11 protein-coding genes are annotated in these 15,472 nt (G+C 60.7%); 1 reads left to right on the top strand and 10 read right to left on the bottom strand.

Annotated features, from left to right (window positions below):
* Positions 1-14: 14 nt before the first annotated feature.
* Positions 15-1,760, bottom strand: coding sequence for a hypothetical protein (locus FEZ60_RS25680; protein WP_172937388.1), 1,746 nt, complete (start codon positions 1,758-1,760; stop codon positions 15-17).
* A 386-nt stretch (positions 1,761-2,146) separates the two neighbouring features.
* On the opposite strand from FEZ60_RS25680, the gene FEZ60_RS25675 reads away from it, so the two are divergent.
* Entirely contained in the window at positions 2,147-2,629 is a 483-nt protein-coding gene (locus tag FEZ60_RS25675; RefSeq protein ID WP_346343412.1) for a YdcF family protein, read from the top strand.
* 7 nt (positions 2,630-2,636) lie between these two features.
* Here FEZ60_RS25675 and FEZ60_RS25670 read toward each other — a convergent pair whose 3' ends face one another.
* The 9 genes from FEZ60_RS25670 to FEZ60_RS25630 form a co-directional block, all read right to left on the bottom strand.
* Positions 2,637-4,118, bottom strand: coding sequence for a sugar transferase (locus tag FEZ60_RS25670; RefSeq protein ID WP_172937387.1), 1,482 nt, complete (start codon positions 4,116-4,118; stop codon positions 2,637-2,639).
* Between the two features lie 352 nt (positions 4,119-4,470).
* A complete protein-coding gene (locus tag FEZ60_RS25665) occupies positions 4,471-5,295 on the bottom strand; it encodes a MazG family protein (RefSeq protein WP_172937386.1) in 825 nt (274 codons plus the stop codon).
* A 7-nt stretch (positions 5,296-5,302) separates the two neighbouring features.
* Positions 5,303-8,929, bottom strand: coding sequence for a transcription-repair coupling factor (gene mfd / locus FEZ60_RS25660; RefSeq protein ID WP_051730510.1), 3,627 nt, complete (start codon positions 8,927-8,929; stop codon positions 5,303-5,305).
* A 103-nt stretch (positions 8,930-9,032) separates the two neighbouring features.
* On the bottom strand, positions 9,033-11,576 hold the full coding sequence (locus tag FEZ60_RS25655; RefSeq protein WP_172937385.1) for a glycosyl hydrolase: 2,544 nt from the start codon (positions 11,574-11,576) through the stop codon (positions 9,033-9,035).
* The gene (locus FEZ60_RS25650) at positions 11,576-12,562 is read right to left on the bottom strand and encodes a DUF1839 family protein (RefSeq protein ID WP_172937384.1); all 987 of its coding nucleotides are present in this window, start codon (positions 12,560-12,562) and stop codon (positions 11,576-11,578) included. Before FEZ60_RS25650 ends, FEZ60_RS25655 begins: the two co-directional genes overlap by 1 nt.
* Complete coding sequence (locus FEZ60_RS25645; protein WP_172937383.1) at positions 12,562-13,518, bottom strand: amino acid--[acyl-carrier-protein] ligase; 957 nt, start codon at positions 13,516-13,518, stop codon at positions 12,562-12,564. The genes FEZ60_RS25650 and FEZ60_RS25645 overlap by 1 nt, the downstream gene beginning before the upstream one ends.
* Positions 13,515-14,705, bottom strand: a complete 1,191-nt coding sequence (locus tag FEZ60_RS25640) for an acyl-CoA dehydrogenase family protein (protein ID WP_045069307.1) — start codon at positions 14,703-14,705, stop codon at positions 13,515-13,517. The genes FEZ60_RS25645 and FEZ60_RS25640 overlap by 4 nt, the downstream gene beginning before the upstream one ends.
* The gene (locus FEZ60_RS25635) at positions 14,702-14,944 is read right to left on the bottom strand and encodes an acyl carrier protein (RefSeq protein WP_033234563.1); all 243 of its coding nucleotides are present in this window, start codon (positions 14,942-14,944) and stop codon (positions 14,702-14,704) included. Before FEZ60_RS25635 ends, FEZ60_RS25640 begins: the two co-directional genes overlap by 4 nt.
* On the bottom strand, positions 14,941-15,414 hold the full coding sequence (locus FEZ60_RS25630; protein WP_095888469.1) for a holo-ACP synthase: 474 nt from the start codon (positions 15,412-15,414) through the stop codon (positions 14,941-14,943). The genes FEZ60_RS25635 and FEZ60_RS25630 overlap by 4 nt, the downstream gene beginning before the upstream one ends.
* Positions 15,415-15,472 lie beyond the last annotated feature (58 nt).

Below are 15,472 nucleotides of genomic sequence, written 5' to 3'. Positions count from 1 at the left end.
GTCAATCCGGTATGTCAATCCGGCTCCCCGTTCGTACCTTCCTGGTGCACTGAGCCCACGCGCCTCACGGACTGCTCAGCGCGAGTATCACCGTTCTTATTGGTGACCAATACAATCCGCTCGGTGGGTGCCTCGGAGTTGATGTCGTCGCCAATGGGTGCGCCATCAACTCCGTCGGGGGCACTTACCTCGTCCTGATCGGTTCGCTGTACTGCCGTTTCTGCGCGAGCGGTTCGGGCTTTCTTGCCGGCAGAGGAGGGTAAGCGATTTCGTTCGATCGTCACGGTCTGCGCATCGATCAACTTCCCACGCTCACTGCGATCGGCGGATTTGATCAAATCAACTGAATGTGCTTGGCGCACAGGCGCTGGTGTTGCAAGGGATACAGCCTCCGCCGACGCCACTGGTGTCGGGCCACTTGCCGGAGTCTGCGCGTAAGGCGAGGTGTCCGGCACCGCCAATATCGTCGCAACCGATTCCTTGACCACAGGCCGTGGACTCACTGAGTGTGATGTGTCGCCTCTGCCCCGAAATCGTGACAACGTAATCAGTTCGATGAACGGTTCAGACGCGGCTGGACCGACGAGCACCAGCGAGCGTGTGACGTCAACTTCTGCCAGCGCTCTGAGAGCATCGACGATGTCTTGCTGTTCCGCCTTCCGAGCCGAGACGAGCACAATGGCGAATTCCGTCCCACTCGAATCGATCTTGCTCCACCATTCCGATTTCAAGGGGTGGACGGCTATCCGAGATTGCAGGTTTTCCGGAACGTGCCACGAGTTGGTGTCTACTCCGTCCCCCACCAGCACGAGTACGTTGTCACCCAAGCTCGCGCGCTGACTCAGTGTAAGAGCGACATTCGACGGAATATCGGCGCCCGATGTGTGCTGCACGAGCAATGATGCACCAAACTTTCTGGAGGCACGCCGAGCCCACGCGTCGGTAACCCGAGAACTGAACCGTCCACGGCAAGCAACAAGAATTTCTGCCACCAGTATCAGGACAACCAGGAACACAACTGCTGCTTCTGCAAACGGTTTCGGCGCTACCGGTAGACCGGTCCCCGTCGGTGCCGACAACAGCTGCAACCGATCTGCTGTCGAGTCGGAGGCGCGCAGTTGCCTGAGCTGTTCAAGCCTTGCATCAAGATCGGCCGAGGTCGTCGGATCGGCTATCGGTGTCTCGTCGTTGTCGATGCTCTCTTGACGCGCAGCCGCGAGTTGCGAGTTGAGCCGCGCAATGTCGTCAGTCAATGCTTTGGTGCGCAGAGCAAGAGTTTCGGCGTTGCGTTGAGACTGCGCATCGCTCAGTATCTCGACTACGGTGCGGGCGAGACGGTCCGCCTCCTCCTGACTGGATCCAGTCGCCTTCACCAACACCAGGGCCGGCGAGGTGCCGGGAGTAACCGCGATGTGACTCGAAACGTCCGACGCCGTCCAACCGTTGTCCATCCGACTCTGAATGCTGGCAACTACCGCGCTATCAGAGGCGAGAGCGGTGTATGGCGCGACCAGTTGTCCTAGATTTGCATCACTGACGACAACCTGGGCACCCGCTTGCACTTCCGCGACGATGTCCGATTCATAGACCGGCGACTCACTCCCCCGAACGAGATACATCGCACCACCGGCGATCAACGCAATTACTAACGCAGGCAGCATTACCCGAGAGAGATTCCGAACGTGCGCTACCAGATCAAATGTCGGTGGCACGCCCAACTCGCGACGAATCGCTGCGTCCCTGGCCCGCACATCTGACACGTCGAAACCTCCAATTCGGCCCTACAGTTCAAGATCAACAAAGGAAACCGCAAGTTTGCTGAATAACCACAAACATACCCGAAGTGCCGTAGTCAGTTACCCAGCAGGCATCGAAGTTTCGACGACACCACGGCAATACTCGACAATTCCGGCGCCGACGAGGTCGCCTGGTCCGCTCAGCGACACGGTCCCAGACCTGTTTTGCCCCTATGTAATCCGCAATGCCGTAAATCCGGCATATGCCCCGAGGGGTTCACATCCATCAATATCGCGCGCATCGATGCAGGTATTGTCGGGCTATCAGAAAAATGTCGAAAGCCTCGAAAATCGTAGCCATCTCGGTGTCCGCGCTCGCCCTGACAACCATCGCAGGGTGGCCACTCTACGTGTCCCCGAAGGTTGACGAACCGCAATCTGCCGACGCCGTCGTAGTACTCGGTGGCGCCCACGACGGCCGCGAAGAAGTGGGACTCGAACTCGTGCGACGCGGATACGCACCACGAATTATCTTCTCCAATCCCTACAGCGACAACGACAAGAAGATGCAATCGATCTGTAACGGATCATTCGATTTTCCGGTCGATTGCTTTGTGCCCTCCCCCTCGACAACCGAAGGGGAAGGTCTCGAAATCGAGCGGCTTGCGCGCCTGAACGGTTGGACAACCGTCATCGCTGTGACCTTTGTTCCTCATATTTCGCGCGCACGATTCATTATTTCCCAGTGCTATTCGGGGGAACTACTGATGGTCGCGAGTCGTCCTGACCTCTCCATCGGCACGTGGGCCTACAATTACGTCTACCAAACAGCGGGGTATCTCAGAAATCTGCGGGCCGGTTGCGCAGACTCCCGTTTCAGCGCAGCTCGGTAAGTTGTTGCTAGTAAGCCCCGTCACTCCGGACTACCGCTGAGACCGTGCGAGCGATGATCGAAAGATCCTGCACCACAGACCAGTTCTCCACGTACGAAGAATCGAGTCGAACCGATTCTTCCCACGACAGATCGCTCCGACCGCTGACCTGCCACAGACCGGTGATGCCTGGCTTCACGAACAGACGCCGCGACACTTCGTCGTCGTACATCTCGACTTCGCGTCGCAACGGCGGACGCGGACCGACGACACTCATCTCACCACGTATGACGTTGAAGAACTGCGGAAGCTCGTCGATACTCAACCTACGGAGAATTTTGCCGATGGGTGTGATTCGCGGATCCTCACGCATCTTGAACAACACTCCGCCGGCGCCCTCGTTGTCACCCATCAGATCGACAACCTGTTGATCGGCACCCGCTACCATCGTTCGAAACTTGTACATGGGGAACGGTTTTCCGTTCAGGCCGATCCGTTCGGCCTTGTAGAATACCGTGCCTTTCGACGTGATCTTCACCGCAAGTGCAGCGGCAACCATCACCGGTGCAACAAGCAGAAGCATCACAGCCGAGAAGGCCTTGTCGAACGTCCCTGACGCCCAACCGTTCGCGCCTTCGTATCGTGGACGCGCCACATGCATCAACGGGATTCCCGCGACCGGCCGGATCATCAAGCGGGCCATGGAGACGTCGGCTATGACTGGAGAAACAACGAGGTCGATTCCTTCAGCTTCCAAGTCCCACATCAACTTCCGAATTCCGACCTGACCGAGGTCCTCGGTTCCCGTCACGATCACGGTGTCGGCATTGCTCGCCCGCATTGCCTCGATTACTTCGAATTCATTGCCGAGCACCGGCACACGAGCGCCGTCTACGACAATGTGATCGTCGAGGGCCGTCGAGCGTCGTGGAATGCACACGCCCACAACGTCGTAGCCGGCTCCCGACTCTCGAACGAAAGATCGGGTAGTCGAAACCACGGACGCGTGACCACCGACCAGCAGGACCGAGTTGCGGCACAGACCCGCTGAGCGCTTCCCCTGAATGCGGCGGCGCCACAGGTATCGACCAAGAATCAGGGCCACCAGTCCGAGCGGCAATGCAATCATCAGGTAGCTTCGCGCGATTTCGATCCCGAGAAGGATTCCCGCGAGTGCACCCAACCCGAAAACCTGGCCAGTGGCAAGGACCACCCGCTCGTACTCGTCGCGTCCGTCGCCCAGCATCGCTTGATGCCGACTGCGTCCGCGTGCAAGCACCGTCATCCACAGCACGCCCAGAGCAATAGATGCAACCACTTTGAGCGGTGTCAGCCACTCGATCGGATTGGGCCACATGCTTCCAACCTGCGCGAGCGCGATAACGAGGGTGACGATGACCGTATCTGTGATCGCTATCCTTCGCCCGTACTCCCGCCGCCAGTCAGTCCGCAGTTCTGCATCCGCCCGCCGTGTTGTCGGCTGGATCCCCACCTCAGCATGAACGCTCATGATCATCAGTCTTTCGTGTCTACATGCGGCGGCACCGGCTACATCATGGTTCGCATTGGTGGTCGCTGATCGGTAACCAACCCTGGAGCCAAGCACGGCAACACCCCGCCGGCTGCCGTACCTGGCATCTCACAGTGCGGAAACGAACCGACGATCATTTGCCCAACATAACCGCCGTTCAGGCAGCTATTTCTTGAAAAAACAACCGTAAGTAGCTCGTTCCGTACGTAAACATACCTCAGGTTTGTTTTCTCTGCACCTGAGTGACACGAGCTACTTTTACGATTGCCAACAAATTACCGGGCAAATCATTTCAAATCGGACGGATTCGGGCGTCAGACGGATTCGGGCGTCAGAGGGATGGGTCGGCCTCGCGCGCGCGAATCGCGCCGATCAGCAAGTGAAGGGCACCGGCAAGCGCCGCATCTGCTTGCTTGCACTGCGCAACGAGTCGCCCCAACTCTTCCTCGTCGATGGCGTCACTTAGTCCTGCTTTCTCTGCCCGCGCCCGAACCTTCGCGGCAAGGAGGATCGGCGGTTGCGACGTGGCGATTCCGTCCATCGCCGAAGCCCGAGCCTTCTCGGCAGCTTTCAACTCGTCCCAGGCGCGCTCTTGCTCGGCAATATCGACCACCCCCGAACTCGTCAGGTGTGGACTTCGATGGACCAGCTTCTCGATCAATGCGGCGGCTACGTCGTCCAGCTCGAACACATTGTGTGCTTGTGCGATCCGCGAATGGAAAAGAACCTGCAACAGAAGATCGCCAAGCTCCTCACGAAGGTCGATCTCGTCACCGCTGCGGATGGCGTCGAGCACTTCGTACGTCTCCTCCACAAGGTAGACCGACAGGCTCTCGTGGGTCTGAGTCGCTTCCCAGCCGCCACGGCTCCATAACCGATCCATGATGGAAGCAGCCTCTACAACACGATCACCCTGAACAGGCGCCGCCCGGATGACGTGCACCCCGGCTTCCGCCTGTGCGGACACCGCTGCGTCGTCGCCGGCCATCATCACGATCACTCCGGCACCCGGTGTCGACTTCGGAAGCGCCTCACGAACCGACACCGGCACATCGTCGTCGATCAGGATCGGTCCGGACAACAAAGAGAGTGCCTCGAGCGGAAAAACGTGCGGCCGCAGCGGATCGAGCAGAACTATCGTCGATGTCTCGGTCACGACCGGGTCATGCCTCCATCACCACGGCACTTGCGGCGCGACCGTCGATCGCCAGGATGAAATCGGCAATGTATTGCAGCAATTCCACGTCGCGCAGGCGATCGGAACCCACTCCCCCGGTTCGCGGCAGTGGCAGCTGCACCAAGCCTGTCGTCGCCCGATACTGCGCGCTCGGATAGATCCGCTTGAGCCTGATCTGCTTGGAATCGGGCAGCGACATGGGCGAGATCTTGAGTTGAGTACCGGTTACCGCCACTTCCTCGAGTTGGTACTCGCGGCACAGCAGCCGCAGCTTCGCCACCGATACGAGTCGACGCACTTCTTCCGGTATCGGGCCGTACCGGTCAACAAGTTCTTCTACGACGGCAGCGATGCCCTCGGAATCTGTTGCGGCAGCAATCTTTCGATAACCTTCGAGACGAAGCCGATCGCTGGTGACATAGTCCGGCGGAATATGTGCGTCGACGGGTAGATCGATGCGAACCTCTTTCGGGCCCTCGTCGGTCGTGATCGGGAGCCCGTCAGCGGCGGCGCGGTAGGCCTCGACCGCCTCGCCGACCAGGCGGACGTACAGGTCGAACCCGACGCCGGCAACGTGTCCGGACTGCTCGGCGCCGAGGACGTTACCGGCGCCGCGGATTTCGAGGTCCTTCATGGCAACGGCCATACCGGCGCCGAGATCGGAGTTCTGCGAAATGGTGGCAAGGCGATCGTATGCCGTTTCGGTCAACGGCTTCTCCGGCGGATACAGGAAGTATGCGTATCCGCGTTCCCGGCTGCGTCCGACGCGACCTCGCAACTGGTGGAGCTGTGAGAGGCCGAGTGAATCAGCGCGCTCGACGATCAACGTATTCGCGTTGGAGATATCGAGACCCGTCTCGATGATCGTGGTACACACCAGGACGTCGAAATCTCTCTCCCAGAATCCTTGAACCGTTTTCTCGAGAGTGTCCTCGTTCATCTGACCGTGGGCGACCACAACCCGCGCTTCCGGTACCAGTTCACGGATTCGCTTGGCAGCCTTGTCGATCGAGCTGACGCGGTTGTGAACGTAGAACACCTGACCGTCGCGCAGGAGCTCACGCCTGATGGCGGCTGCGACCTGCTTGTCCGCATAGGCCCCGACGTACGTCAGAATCGGATGACGCTCTTCCGGCGGGGTCAGAATGGTAGACATCTCGCGGATGCCGGCCATACTCATTTCCAGCGTACGAGGGATCGGCGTTGCCGACATAGTCAGAACATCGACGTGGGTCCGCAAGGATTTGATGTGTTCCTTGTGCTCGACGCCGAATCTCTGTTCCTCGTCGACGATCACCAAACCGAGGTCCTTCCACCGAACGCCGGTCTGCAGCAGACGATGTGTGCCGATGACGATGTCGATCTCGCCCTCGGCCATGGAAGTGATGATTTCCTTGGAGTCCTTGGCATCGGTGAAGCGCGACAATCCGCGTACCTTCACCGGGAACGACGCCATCCGTTCGGTAAACGTCTGAAGGTGCTGCTGCGCCAGCAGAGTTGTCGGAACCAGGACAGCCACCTGCTTACCGTCCTGTACCGCTTTGAAGGCGGCTCGCACAGCGATCTCGGTCTTGCCGTATCCGACGTCACCGATCACGACGCGGTCCATCGGGACGGCTTTCTCCATGTCGCCCTTGACTTCACTGATCACGGTCAGCTGATCGACCGTCTCGGTGAACGCAAAGGCATCCTCGAGTTCCTTCTGCCACGGAGTGTCGGGGCCGAATGCATGGCCGGGTGCTGCCTGACGCGCGGCATAGAGCTGCACGAGTTCGCCCGCGATTTCACGAACCGCTTTGCGTGCCTTACGTTTTGTGTTCGCCCAATCGGATCCACCGAGCTTGCTCAGCGCGGGCAGCTCACCGCCGACATAGCGGGAGAGCTGATCGAGCGATTCCATCGGCACGAACAACCGGTCCCCCGGATGGCCTCGCTTGCTGGCAGCGTATTCGATGACCAGGTACTCACGCCTGGCCCCGCCGATGGTGCGTTCGACCATCTCGACAAAGCGGCCGATACCGTGCTGGTCGTGAACGACCATGTCGCCTGCGGCAAGTGCAAGCGGATCCACTTGGTTGCGACGCTTGGCCGGCAACCGCTTACCGTCGCCCACTGCCGCAACTCGATTGCCGGTGAGGTCGGCCTCGGTGACGACAACCATTCCCGGAACGTCGCCGTCGCCGTGCAGAACCAGACCGTCGTGCAACGATCCACGCAATACCGAGACCTGACCGCGTGCCGGGACCGCACCTGGCTCAGCCATTGTGGCCGGAACCTCGGCCTCACCGAGTCGTTCGAGGACTCGTTTTGCCGTGCCGGCACCGGCAACAACCACGGCCGCGCGTCCACCCGTGGTCACGTGCGCACGGAGGCTGACGAACAGCTCGGCAAGAAGATCGTCCGACCCACGCACCTGTGGGGCAGGCTGAATCGGGAGTTCGAGTTCTTCACCACTCCCCGATGCCAGCGGGCTGACGGTCCACCACGGACGCCCACCCGCTTCGGCGGATTCGCGCACCTGACGCAGCGACCGGTAGGCAGACGCGCCGAGCCCCGAGTCGCCGCCGGCGAGGATGGAGGTGTCGAGGGGTGCCGCGCCGCCGATAGACGCCGCAGTCCACGACGCTTCCAGGAACTCCTGCCCGGTGCGAACCAAATCCGTTGCGCGGGTGCGCACTTTCTCCGGGTCACAGAGCAGAATGTGGGTTCCGGCGGGAAGAACATCGGAAAGTAATTGCAATTCACCAGGTTTCAGCACCGGAAGCAACGCCTCCATGCCCTCCACCGGAATACCCGCCGAGATTTTGTCCAGCATCTCCACCAGCGAGGCGTCGGCCTGGTTCTCTGCGGCAATCGCGGCAGCCCGATCCCGAACGTCGGGGGTCAACAACAATTCACGGCACGGCGGCGCGATGACGAGGTCGACGTCGATATCCGGTAGCGAACGCTGGTCGGCAACGGAGAAGTAGCGCAGCTCCGAAACTTCGTCGCCCCAGAACTCGATGCGAACAGGGTGATCCGCGGTGGGTGAGAAAAGGTCGAGAATGCCGCCCCGCACTGCGAACTCGCCGCGCTTGCCGACCATGTCGACGCGCGTGTACGCCATTTCCACCAGCCGGACCAGAACCGACTCGAAGTCGATCTCGGTGCCGACGCGCAGTGTGATCGGCTCGATCTCACCCAGCCCGGGGGCCATCGGCTGAACCAGAGAGCGCACGGTCGTGACCACAACCCGCAGCGGCGCACCGTACGAGGAATCGTCAGGACGAGCAAGGCGTCGGAGAACCTCGATACGCCGCCCGACGGTATCCGCGCTGGGCGAGAGCCGCTCGTGAGGCAACGTTTCCCACGACGGGAACTGTGCAACCGATCCGCCGATCATCTCGGTGAGTTCGGCCGTCAGATCGTCGGCTTCACGACCTGTTGCGGTCACCAACAGCACTGGCGTTCGCGATGCAAGCGCGGCCGCGATGAACGGCCTCGCCGGTTTCGGGGCAACGATGTCGAGGGTGGCTCTACCGATCGCCTCGGTCACCGAGGCGAAGGCCGCGTCTGCGAGCGCGGCCTCGGCAAGGCCGGCAAGCGAAGTCTGGGCAGCGGGCAAGGCAGTCAACGAATGCGCTCCTCGGCGGTGACGGCGAGCTGCGGACGAACAACCCGAGCGTCACCCACCAGCAGTGGCGTGACGCCGAGTCGATTCTATCCGCGAGCGTGCCCTACCTCCGCGGAACCCGCTTGGTCGACGGTTGCCGAGGTGGATCGGCAACCAACGGCGGGCTGACCGGGGCGCTGGAATGGGAATTGAGTGCTCGAACGCGACCGATCACCATCTTCGCCTGACCGGTGCGACGCAACCTCACCGTCCGCGCACCGCCTGGTGCGAGATGAAACCAGGAATCTTCGGGCTCGAACCCCTGCAGGTCCAGCGACACGTATTGCGCCGTACCTTCCGAGGTGACGTCGACAAACCAGTCGTCGCCGACACTGCGGGCAATGGCGGCGAGGCCGACGGTGCGTTCCAGGGGTCTGGCCGGGCTTCCCAACAGATGCACAACTTCGTCGATAACCACGCCTTCCTCGTTCTCGAGAGTGATGGTGACTGCGTCGTAGTTGCGCGGCCCGAACTTGAAGACGTGCGTGAGATCGGTGAATCGCCCCACCACCTCGTCGACCGTCAGACTCCGTTTCCCGTGGGCGTCGACCTTGACGGGCGCGACCACATCCACCGGGACCACACCAGACCTGTTGTGCGCTCGGATACGGATTTCGGCAACCACCGGGTCACCGGTCTCGTTGATCACGTCGAGCCGGAGTCCGTCCAGACCGTCGTCGGTGACAATAAGGGCCACGGGTTTCGAGTACCGCCGGAGCACGTACCACGGAGCCTTCGGTGTGCCATGCCAGTCGAGGACTCCCCACCCTGGCCCAGGTTCGAGATCCATCAAAGCCAAGATCAACGCACCGTCACAACCGGAATCTGCTCGACGCCAGTAACCGAGTGCTGCGCCGAAGGCCTCGCAGATCGCCGCACGCCCCAAGTCGAGATAGCGTTCCGGATCGGACCAGCGAACCTCACTCGGATCCTCGCCGAACAACGTTCTGACGTAGTGATCACGAACGTCCTCGAAGTCCCAGGACGACCCGTTGTCCCGTGGCACAGCAGCCTTCCACGACGGGTGGTGGCCCGCTACGGACACAGAGCCGAACTCGTTCTCGACGGCAGTGTTCGACGGCGGAATGGAGAACGCCAGGCACTCCGTTGCGAAGCGCACCCGCGCGCTCAACACGTCGTCGAGTGGACGCCGGTACCCGCCTATTCCGAAGTAGTGGGCGATACCGGTGCCTACGTGAGTGGCCAGTGTTTCACGGTCGGGCGGTGCGGACGGAGACGAAGTGACGTACTCGAGTCCCGGTGCGAGTTCCTCGAGCATCGCAGGCAAGCGGGAATGAATGATCGAGATGTGCTGATCGACCAGACCGAGCATGGTCGGTTGCTGTTCGGTTTCACTTCCTCCGCAGAAAACTGCGAGCGCCGGGTTGCCACCGACCTGTTGCAGGAACGCACGTACCTCGGCGGCAAAGAGTGCAAAGAACTCGTCGGTGTCTGGCGGATCGAGCGTCGCGAGCATCGCGTCCTGCCAGACGAGAATGCCCAACCTCGAGCATTCGTTCCAGAAGTGATCACTCTCGTAGACCATGGTTCCGGGAATACGCAGCATGTTCACGCCGGACGCTGCACAACGCTCGAGCACCGACGTTGTTTGCGCCTCGCCTTGGAAGGAGACGGGATCGGTGGGCACCCACACCGATCCCCGGCAATACACGTCGACCCCATTGACCGATACTCGAAATCCACCGCCGGTTCGATCTACCTCGAGACTACGAAAACCGATGTGCCCCAGGTGGAGCACATCTCTGCCCACGTCGATCGACACAGAGTATCGATGCGGCCGACCGTGCGTGTGCGGCCACCAGAGATCCACATCAGGAATTTCGACGACGCCGGATACGACGGCAAGTCCACCGTCTCGCGATGTCACGGTGAGGGAACCACGAACGTTTCCGACGGTCACCGGCACTGCCGTGACCGTGCGGGGCAGACCCGTGAGACGCGCCGAGATCTCGACGGCCCCGGACGTTCCATCGACGGTAGCGTGAAGAGTCCGGGAAACGACGCTTGCCTTGCCGACGTCCAACAATCGAATACCCCGCCACGGCCCCACCGGCACCGGCACACCGGCGAATACGGGTGCACTCCCCAGCAGTGTTGTACGTATCCATCGCAGGCCCTGCTCACGCACCAACGACGAACGCCATCGGCCACGAGGCCGACGCGTACTCAGAACTGTTGCCAGAGAATGAAAGTGGATCGAGAGTGTGAATTCACGACTCTTGGCCGCCTCACGGGTTACGACTACCTCACCGGGAACGAACATGGACTCAGAAGACAAGACGACAGTGTCATCGACCCAGACGTCCGCGCCCGCCGTCAGCCCCTGGAGGTGGAGCAGCCACGACCCCTCACCGGCCGTGGCAACCCTCGTGACGAACCACCAATCACTGGCGTCGGCAGCCACCCGACGAGCCGCAGCGGAGCCGTCGGCTTCGCGGACCGCCCCGGCCACCGTGCCCGGCACCGTAGCCGGTAGCCATCCCGTCTTTCCCGAAAGCTGCGCGGGATTCACGATTTCGCCGGGTTGCGTTGCGATACAGCGCCACTGCGCTTGCTCGAGAAGATCTGTAGCGTATTTCCGCGGCATCACACCAACCTGAGATGTCGCTGGGAATCAACTCCGACAATGGAGGTGATGATGTCCATGGACTGTGTCCAGGACACCGCCATCTCGTCGAGTTGATCACGGGGATCCACGACGCGCCCCCTCGCCGCACGCGCCATCTGAAATTGCACACTCTTGGCGCCCGCAGCGACACTGCGGAACCCCGCCGCCGCCTGCGCTGTACCGGAAAACCCTGACGCATCGAGAAATTCGCTGACATCGCCGGCAAGTTCAGCGCTGGCGCCGCACTGCCTCAGCAACCCGAACGACCACAGATGGAATGCCTCCATGCCGGCTGTGCGGATCCACTCCGAATCCTCGACGACCCTGCGCCCCAGCTCGCGTACCGGATTTCCCGGAGGCCGAACTGCCGCGTTCCGACGAGCTACTTCTGCGATGTTTCCCGCGTTCATCTCGTGAACGGGTGAAAGACGGACCTGCTCGACGTAAGGAACGAAAGGCGGGATGCTCGAACGATCGAGATCGAAAACCCCGGAAAAATCGTCGCCCCGAAGTACATAATATCCACTGTTGTGGAAGTACTCGAGTTCTCCCGCTACTCGATCGATCCGGTTGGGGACAATTGTTGTCTTGGTATGCGTCTCATGGTAACTCGTACCCAATGTGTCCGGCAGCCAGTAACCGTCGACCTCCACCGTAGACAGCATTCCTGCCTCGAGGTTGTCCTCGACGTGTATCAGTGGCGCGCGCCAGACGTTCATCTCGGCAACGTCGATCCCGTAGAGCGCAAAGATATCCTCGGCCTTGAACTTGAGGAACGTCCACTGAGCACCGTCGAACCTTGACGCAAACGCACATGCCATGGCGGGAACCGGGTCAAGGCCGAGCGAATGCAGAACCTCGATCCAGAGATCCAGGTAACAGTTGGTCTGCGCCCACACCCGGTCCTCGTGATGCACGGCATGTGGGTTGTAGCGATCGGGGGTGATATCGAGGAGTCTGGCCATCACAAACCCAAATGTCCACGGACGCCGCCTGGCCAGGCAGCAATGTCAAGACCGTGTGTTCGCAAGAGAGACAGAGCGATTCGCTCCATTCCGAAACCGACGCAGGAACTGTGCGCAACCTCCCCGTTGGCGGTAGTGATGTCGAATGTCTTGCCGAAGTGATCGAGGTGGTTGTTGGATGACACGATTGCCGTACCCTCGTCGAGATCGCCGTACAACCGAACTGTCAACTCCGTCTTCAGGTTTTCATCGCGTTGGTTGGCCGCCAACATCCGGCCGGCCCTTCCGAAGAACGGATCGTTGGCAATGACCGGCGTGGCATCGAGGCCGAGGTCGCCCAAGACTCCCATTCCGCGTTCGATCCACTTTTTGCGGTGAGCTGCAGCGGCGTCGGCGTCGCCGATCGTCACGAACTCGTGCATGCGGAACGCCTGCATACGGGCTGGATCGATGGCCGGTTCGTGCCGAAAGCAGAATCCGTAGATATCAAGAAGCACTCCGCCTTCGGGCAACTCACCCGTGTACTGAGCGTAGGCGGGGTGGCACGCGGCCGACACCAACATCGTCTCGGTCGGTTCGAGATAGCGATCCCACGATTCACCGTTGGCGCGATCTGCGAGCAACTGTGAGTGATCACGATTGCTTCCGTTGAAGGTATTGATGGCACCGGTCAAGTTGGGGAACGACGCGATGTAATCGGTGCGCTCGAAACTCGTGCGAGGAAACACCGGCGGAAAGCGCAGACGCGTTGCTGCGGATCCGGGACCCGCAGCAACGACCACGCGGTCGATTCCGTCGATGATGTCCTCGAACAACCCGGAACGACCGTAAAGACCTAGAACATCTGTCTCGATGAGAATTCCGGCACTCAGCAATTCACGCTGAAACTCGGCCCTGGCGAGATCGAGTTCGGAAGGGGTGGAATCGGTCTCGGCGTTCACGAAGTCGGTAGTCACATTGTTCCTTGGTATCCGATGGCCATTTGAGCGGACCCAGCCATGATGCGATCGTTGTTCACCATCACGGCAGCCCCGTGGGCATCACGGAGATGCCGTCCGAGCGAGAACTCACTGTCTTCTCGGTATCCGGAGATACCGCAGATCAACATCGTCTGACCGACAATCTCCACCACAGATCTCGATGTGGCGACCTTCAGGTTGTTCATCGACAGCGAGAACCCGACACTGTCGGTTGTCGTCGCCCCATCCAGTTCGCCGCGAGCGCAGACGGCGCGGTCGTAGCGACTGGCGGATGCGTCAACCAGGTCCGCGAATTGTTGCGCAGTGGAAGCTGTTTCAGCCAGTCGCAGCGCTGCCGGCGACGAGACTCCCGGCTGCTTGCGCGCCGCGGCGCGCACGTACTTACGCGCCTTGTCGAGTGCCGCGTCAGCGATGCCGAGCCACACCGAACTCCACACGACGTGCGAGACGGGCAACATCGTGTTGGTGGAAATGTCGGCGTACGGAGTATCGATCATCATGTCCGGCGTGGACGTCGCCCGCAGGATGTACCCGAGGCTGCATGTTCCCCGCAACCCGAATGCGTTCCATTCGGCAGTCTTTTCCAGTGTGAGATCCCCGCTGCGACAGACAACAAGAACCTGATCGTTCGGCTGACTTTCCGGCGAACGTCGGGCGGTGACCAGAATCGCGTCTGCATGCTCGCCGTACGAGATCACCGGCGCGTTCTTGATCAGCAGCAGATGGCCACCGAGATCCTCTACAGCGCAGTAACTTCGGCTGACGTCGCCGCCGATTCCCAACTCCGTTGTTGCCGATGCGAGCAGCAACTGCTTTTCGACGGATTCGACCACGAACGCCCGCAGCGCCTCGGTGTTGCCGTGCTTGACCAGGGAGTAAATCTGCGTCTGATGCATCGCAAAGATCATTCCGCTGGACGCACAGCGTGATCCGATGATCCGCGCGATGGTGGCAACCTCACGCAAGGACAAGCCGTCGCCACCGAGCTCGGCAGGAACGGCGACAGAGAGCAGACGCTGCTCGCGCATCGCAGCAACCGCCTCGACGGGGAATCGAGAGTCTTCGTCCACCTCGGCCGCCCACACGGCAGCAACTTCGTCTGCGACACGGCGTGCCCGATCGAGGGCGGGCTCGACAATAACGTCGGGATGCGGAATGCTCACGCTTCACCCAGGCCGATCAACGCACTCTCGATCGCCCTGACGCTGGCAAAAGTGCTCTTCCGGAGCAACTCGTCCGGGAATTCGATATCGAACGAATCTTCCAGCGCCAGCATCACATTGACACTCGCATGGGAGGTCAAACCCAACGCGTACAGATCGGCGTCGATGTCGATTGTGCCGACGTCGACTGCAAGCCGACCATGCTCCATGAGCACTTTGCGAATTGCCTGATCACTCATCGGTGACTTAGTCCTTCTGTTTGTTGCGAACCGCCGCGATGCATGGCAATCACCATGGCGATAGCGACGTCGGCCTCATGCGAAATAGACACTTGAAAATCCTGAAGATCCTGTGCCACAGCAAGTTTTGCTGCTTCGCCGAAAAGCTCTACCCCACATCCCCCCCACAGCTCACGCGTAATCTCGATGGAATTCCATGGAATTGCTGTGTCCGCGGGCCGGAGAACCTTGACCACTGCTTCCTTCGCGGCAAAGCGCGCCGCGAGTCGCTGATCCCTGGCAGCCCCGCTGCAGATCTCCAACTCGCGTGCGGTGAACGTCCGCTCGAGGTATCGGCTCCCGAACAGATCGATACTTCGACTGACATCCACGACATTGACTACGTCGCAGCCGATCCGGGGGGTCGCATCGAATGTTGCTGACGAAACAGCCGAAACTGCCGAAGTCCCCGACGGTACAGATTCACCCATCTTCGATACCCCTTTCATCGATGGACCGGGCGACCCCCTACCCCGCCCGGTACACCGA

The sequence above is a fragment of the Rhodococcus sp. MS16 genome (assembly GCF_013277795.1).
In the GTDB taxonomy this organism is placed as follows: Bacteria; Actinomycetota; Actinomycetes; order Mycobacteriales; family Mycobacteriaceae; genus Rhodococcus_F; species Rhodococcus_F globerula.
Note: the sequence above shows the minus strand (reverse complement) of the source record. Positions and strands in the feature narration are given on the sequence as shown.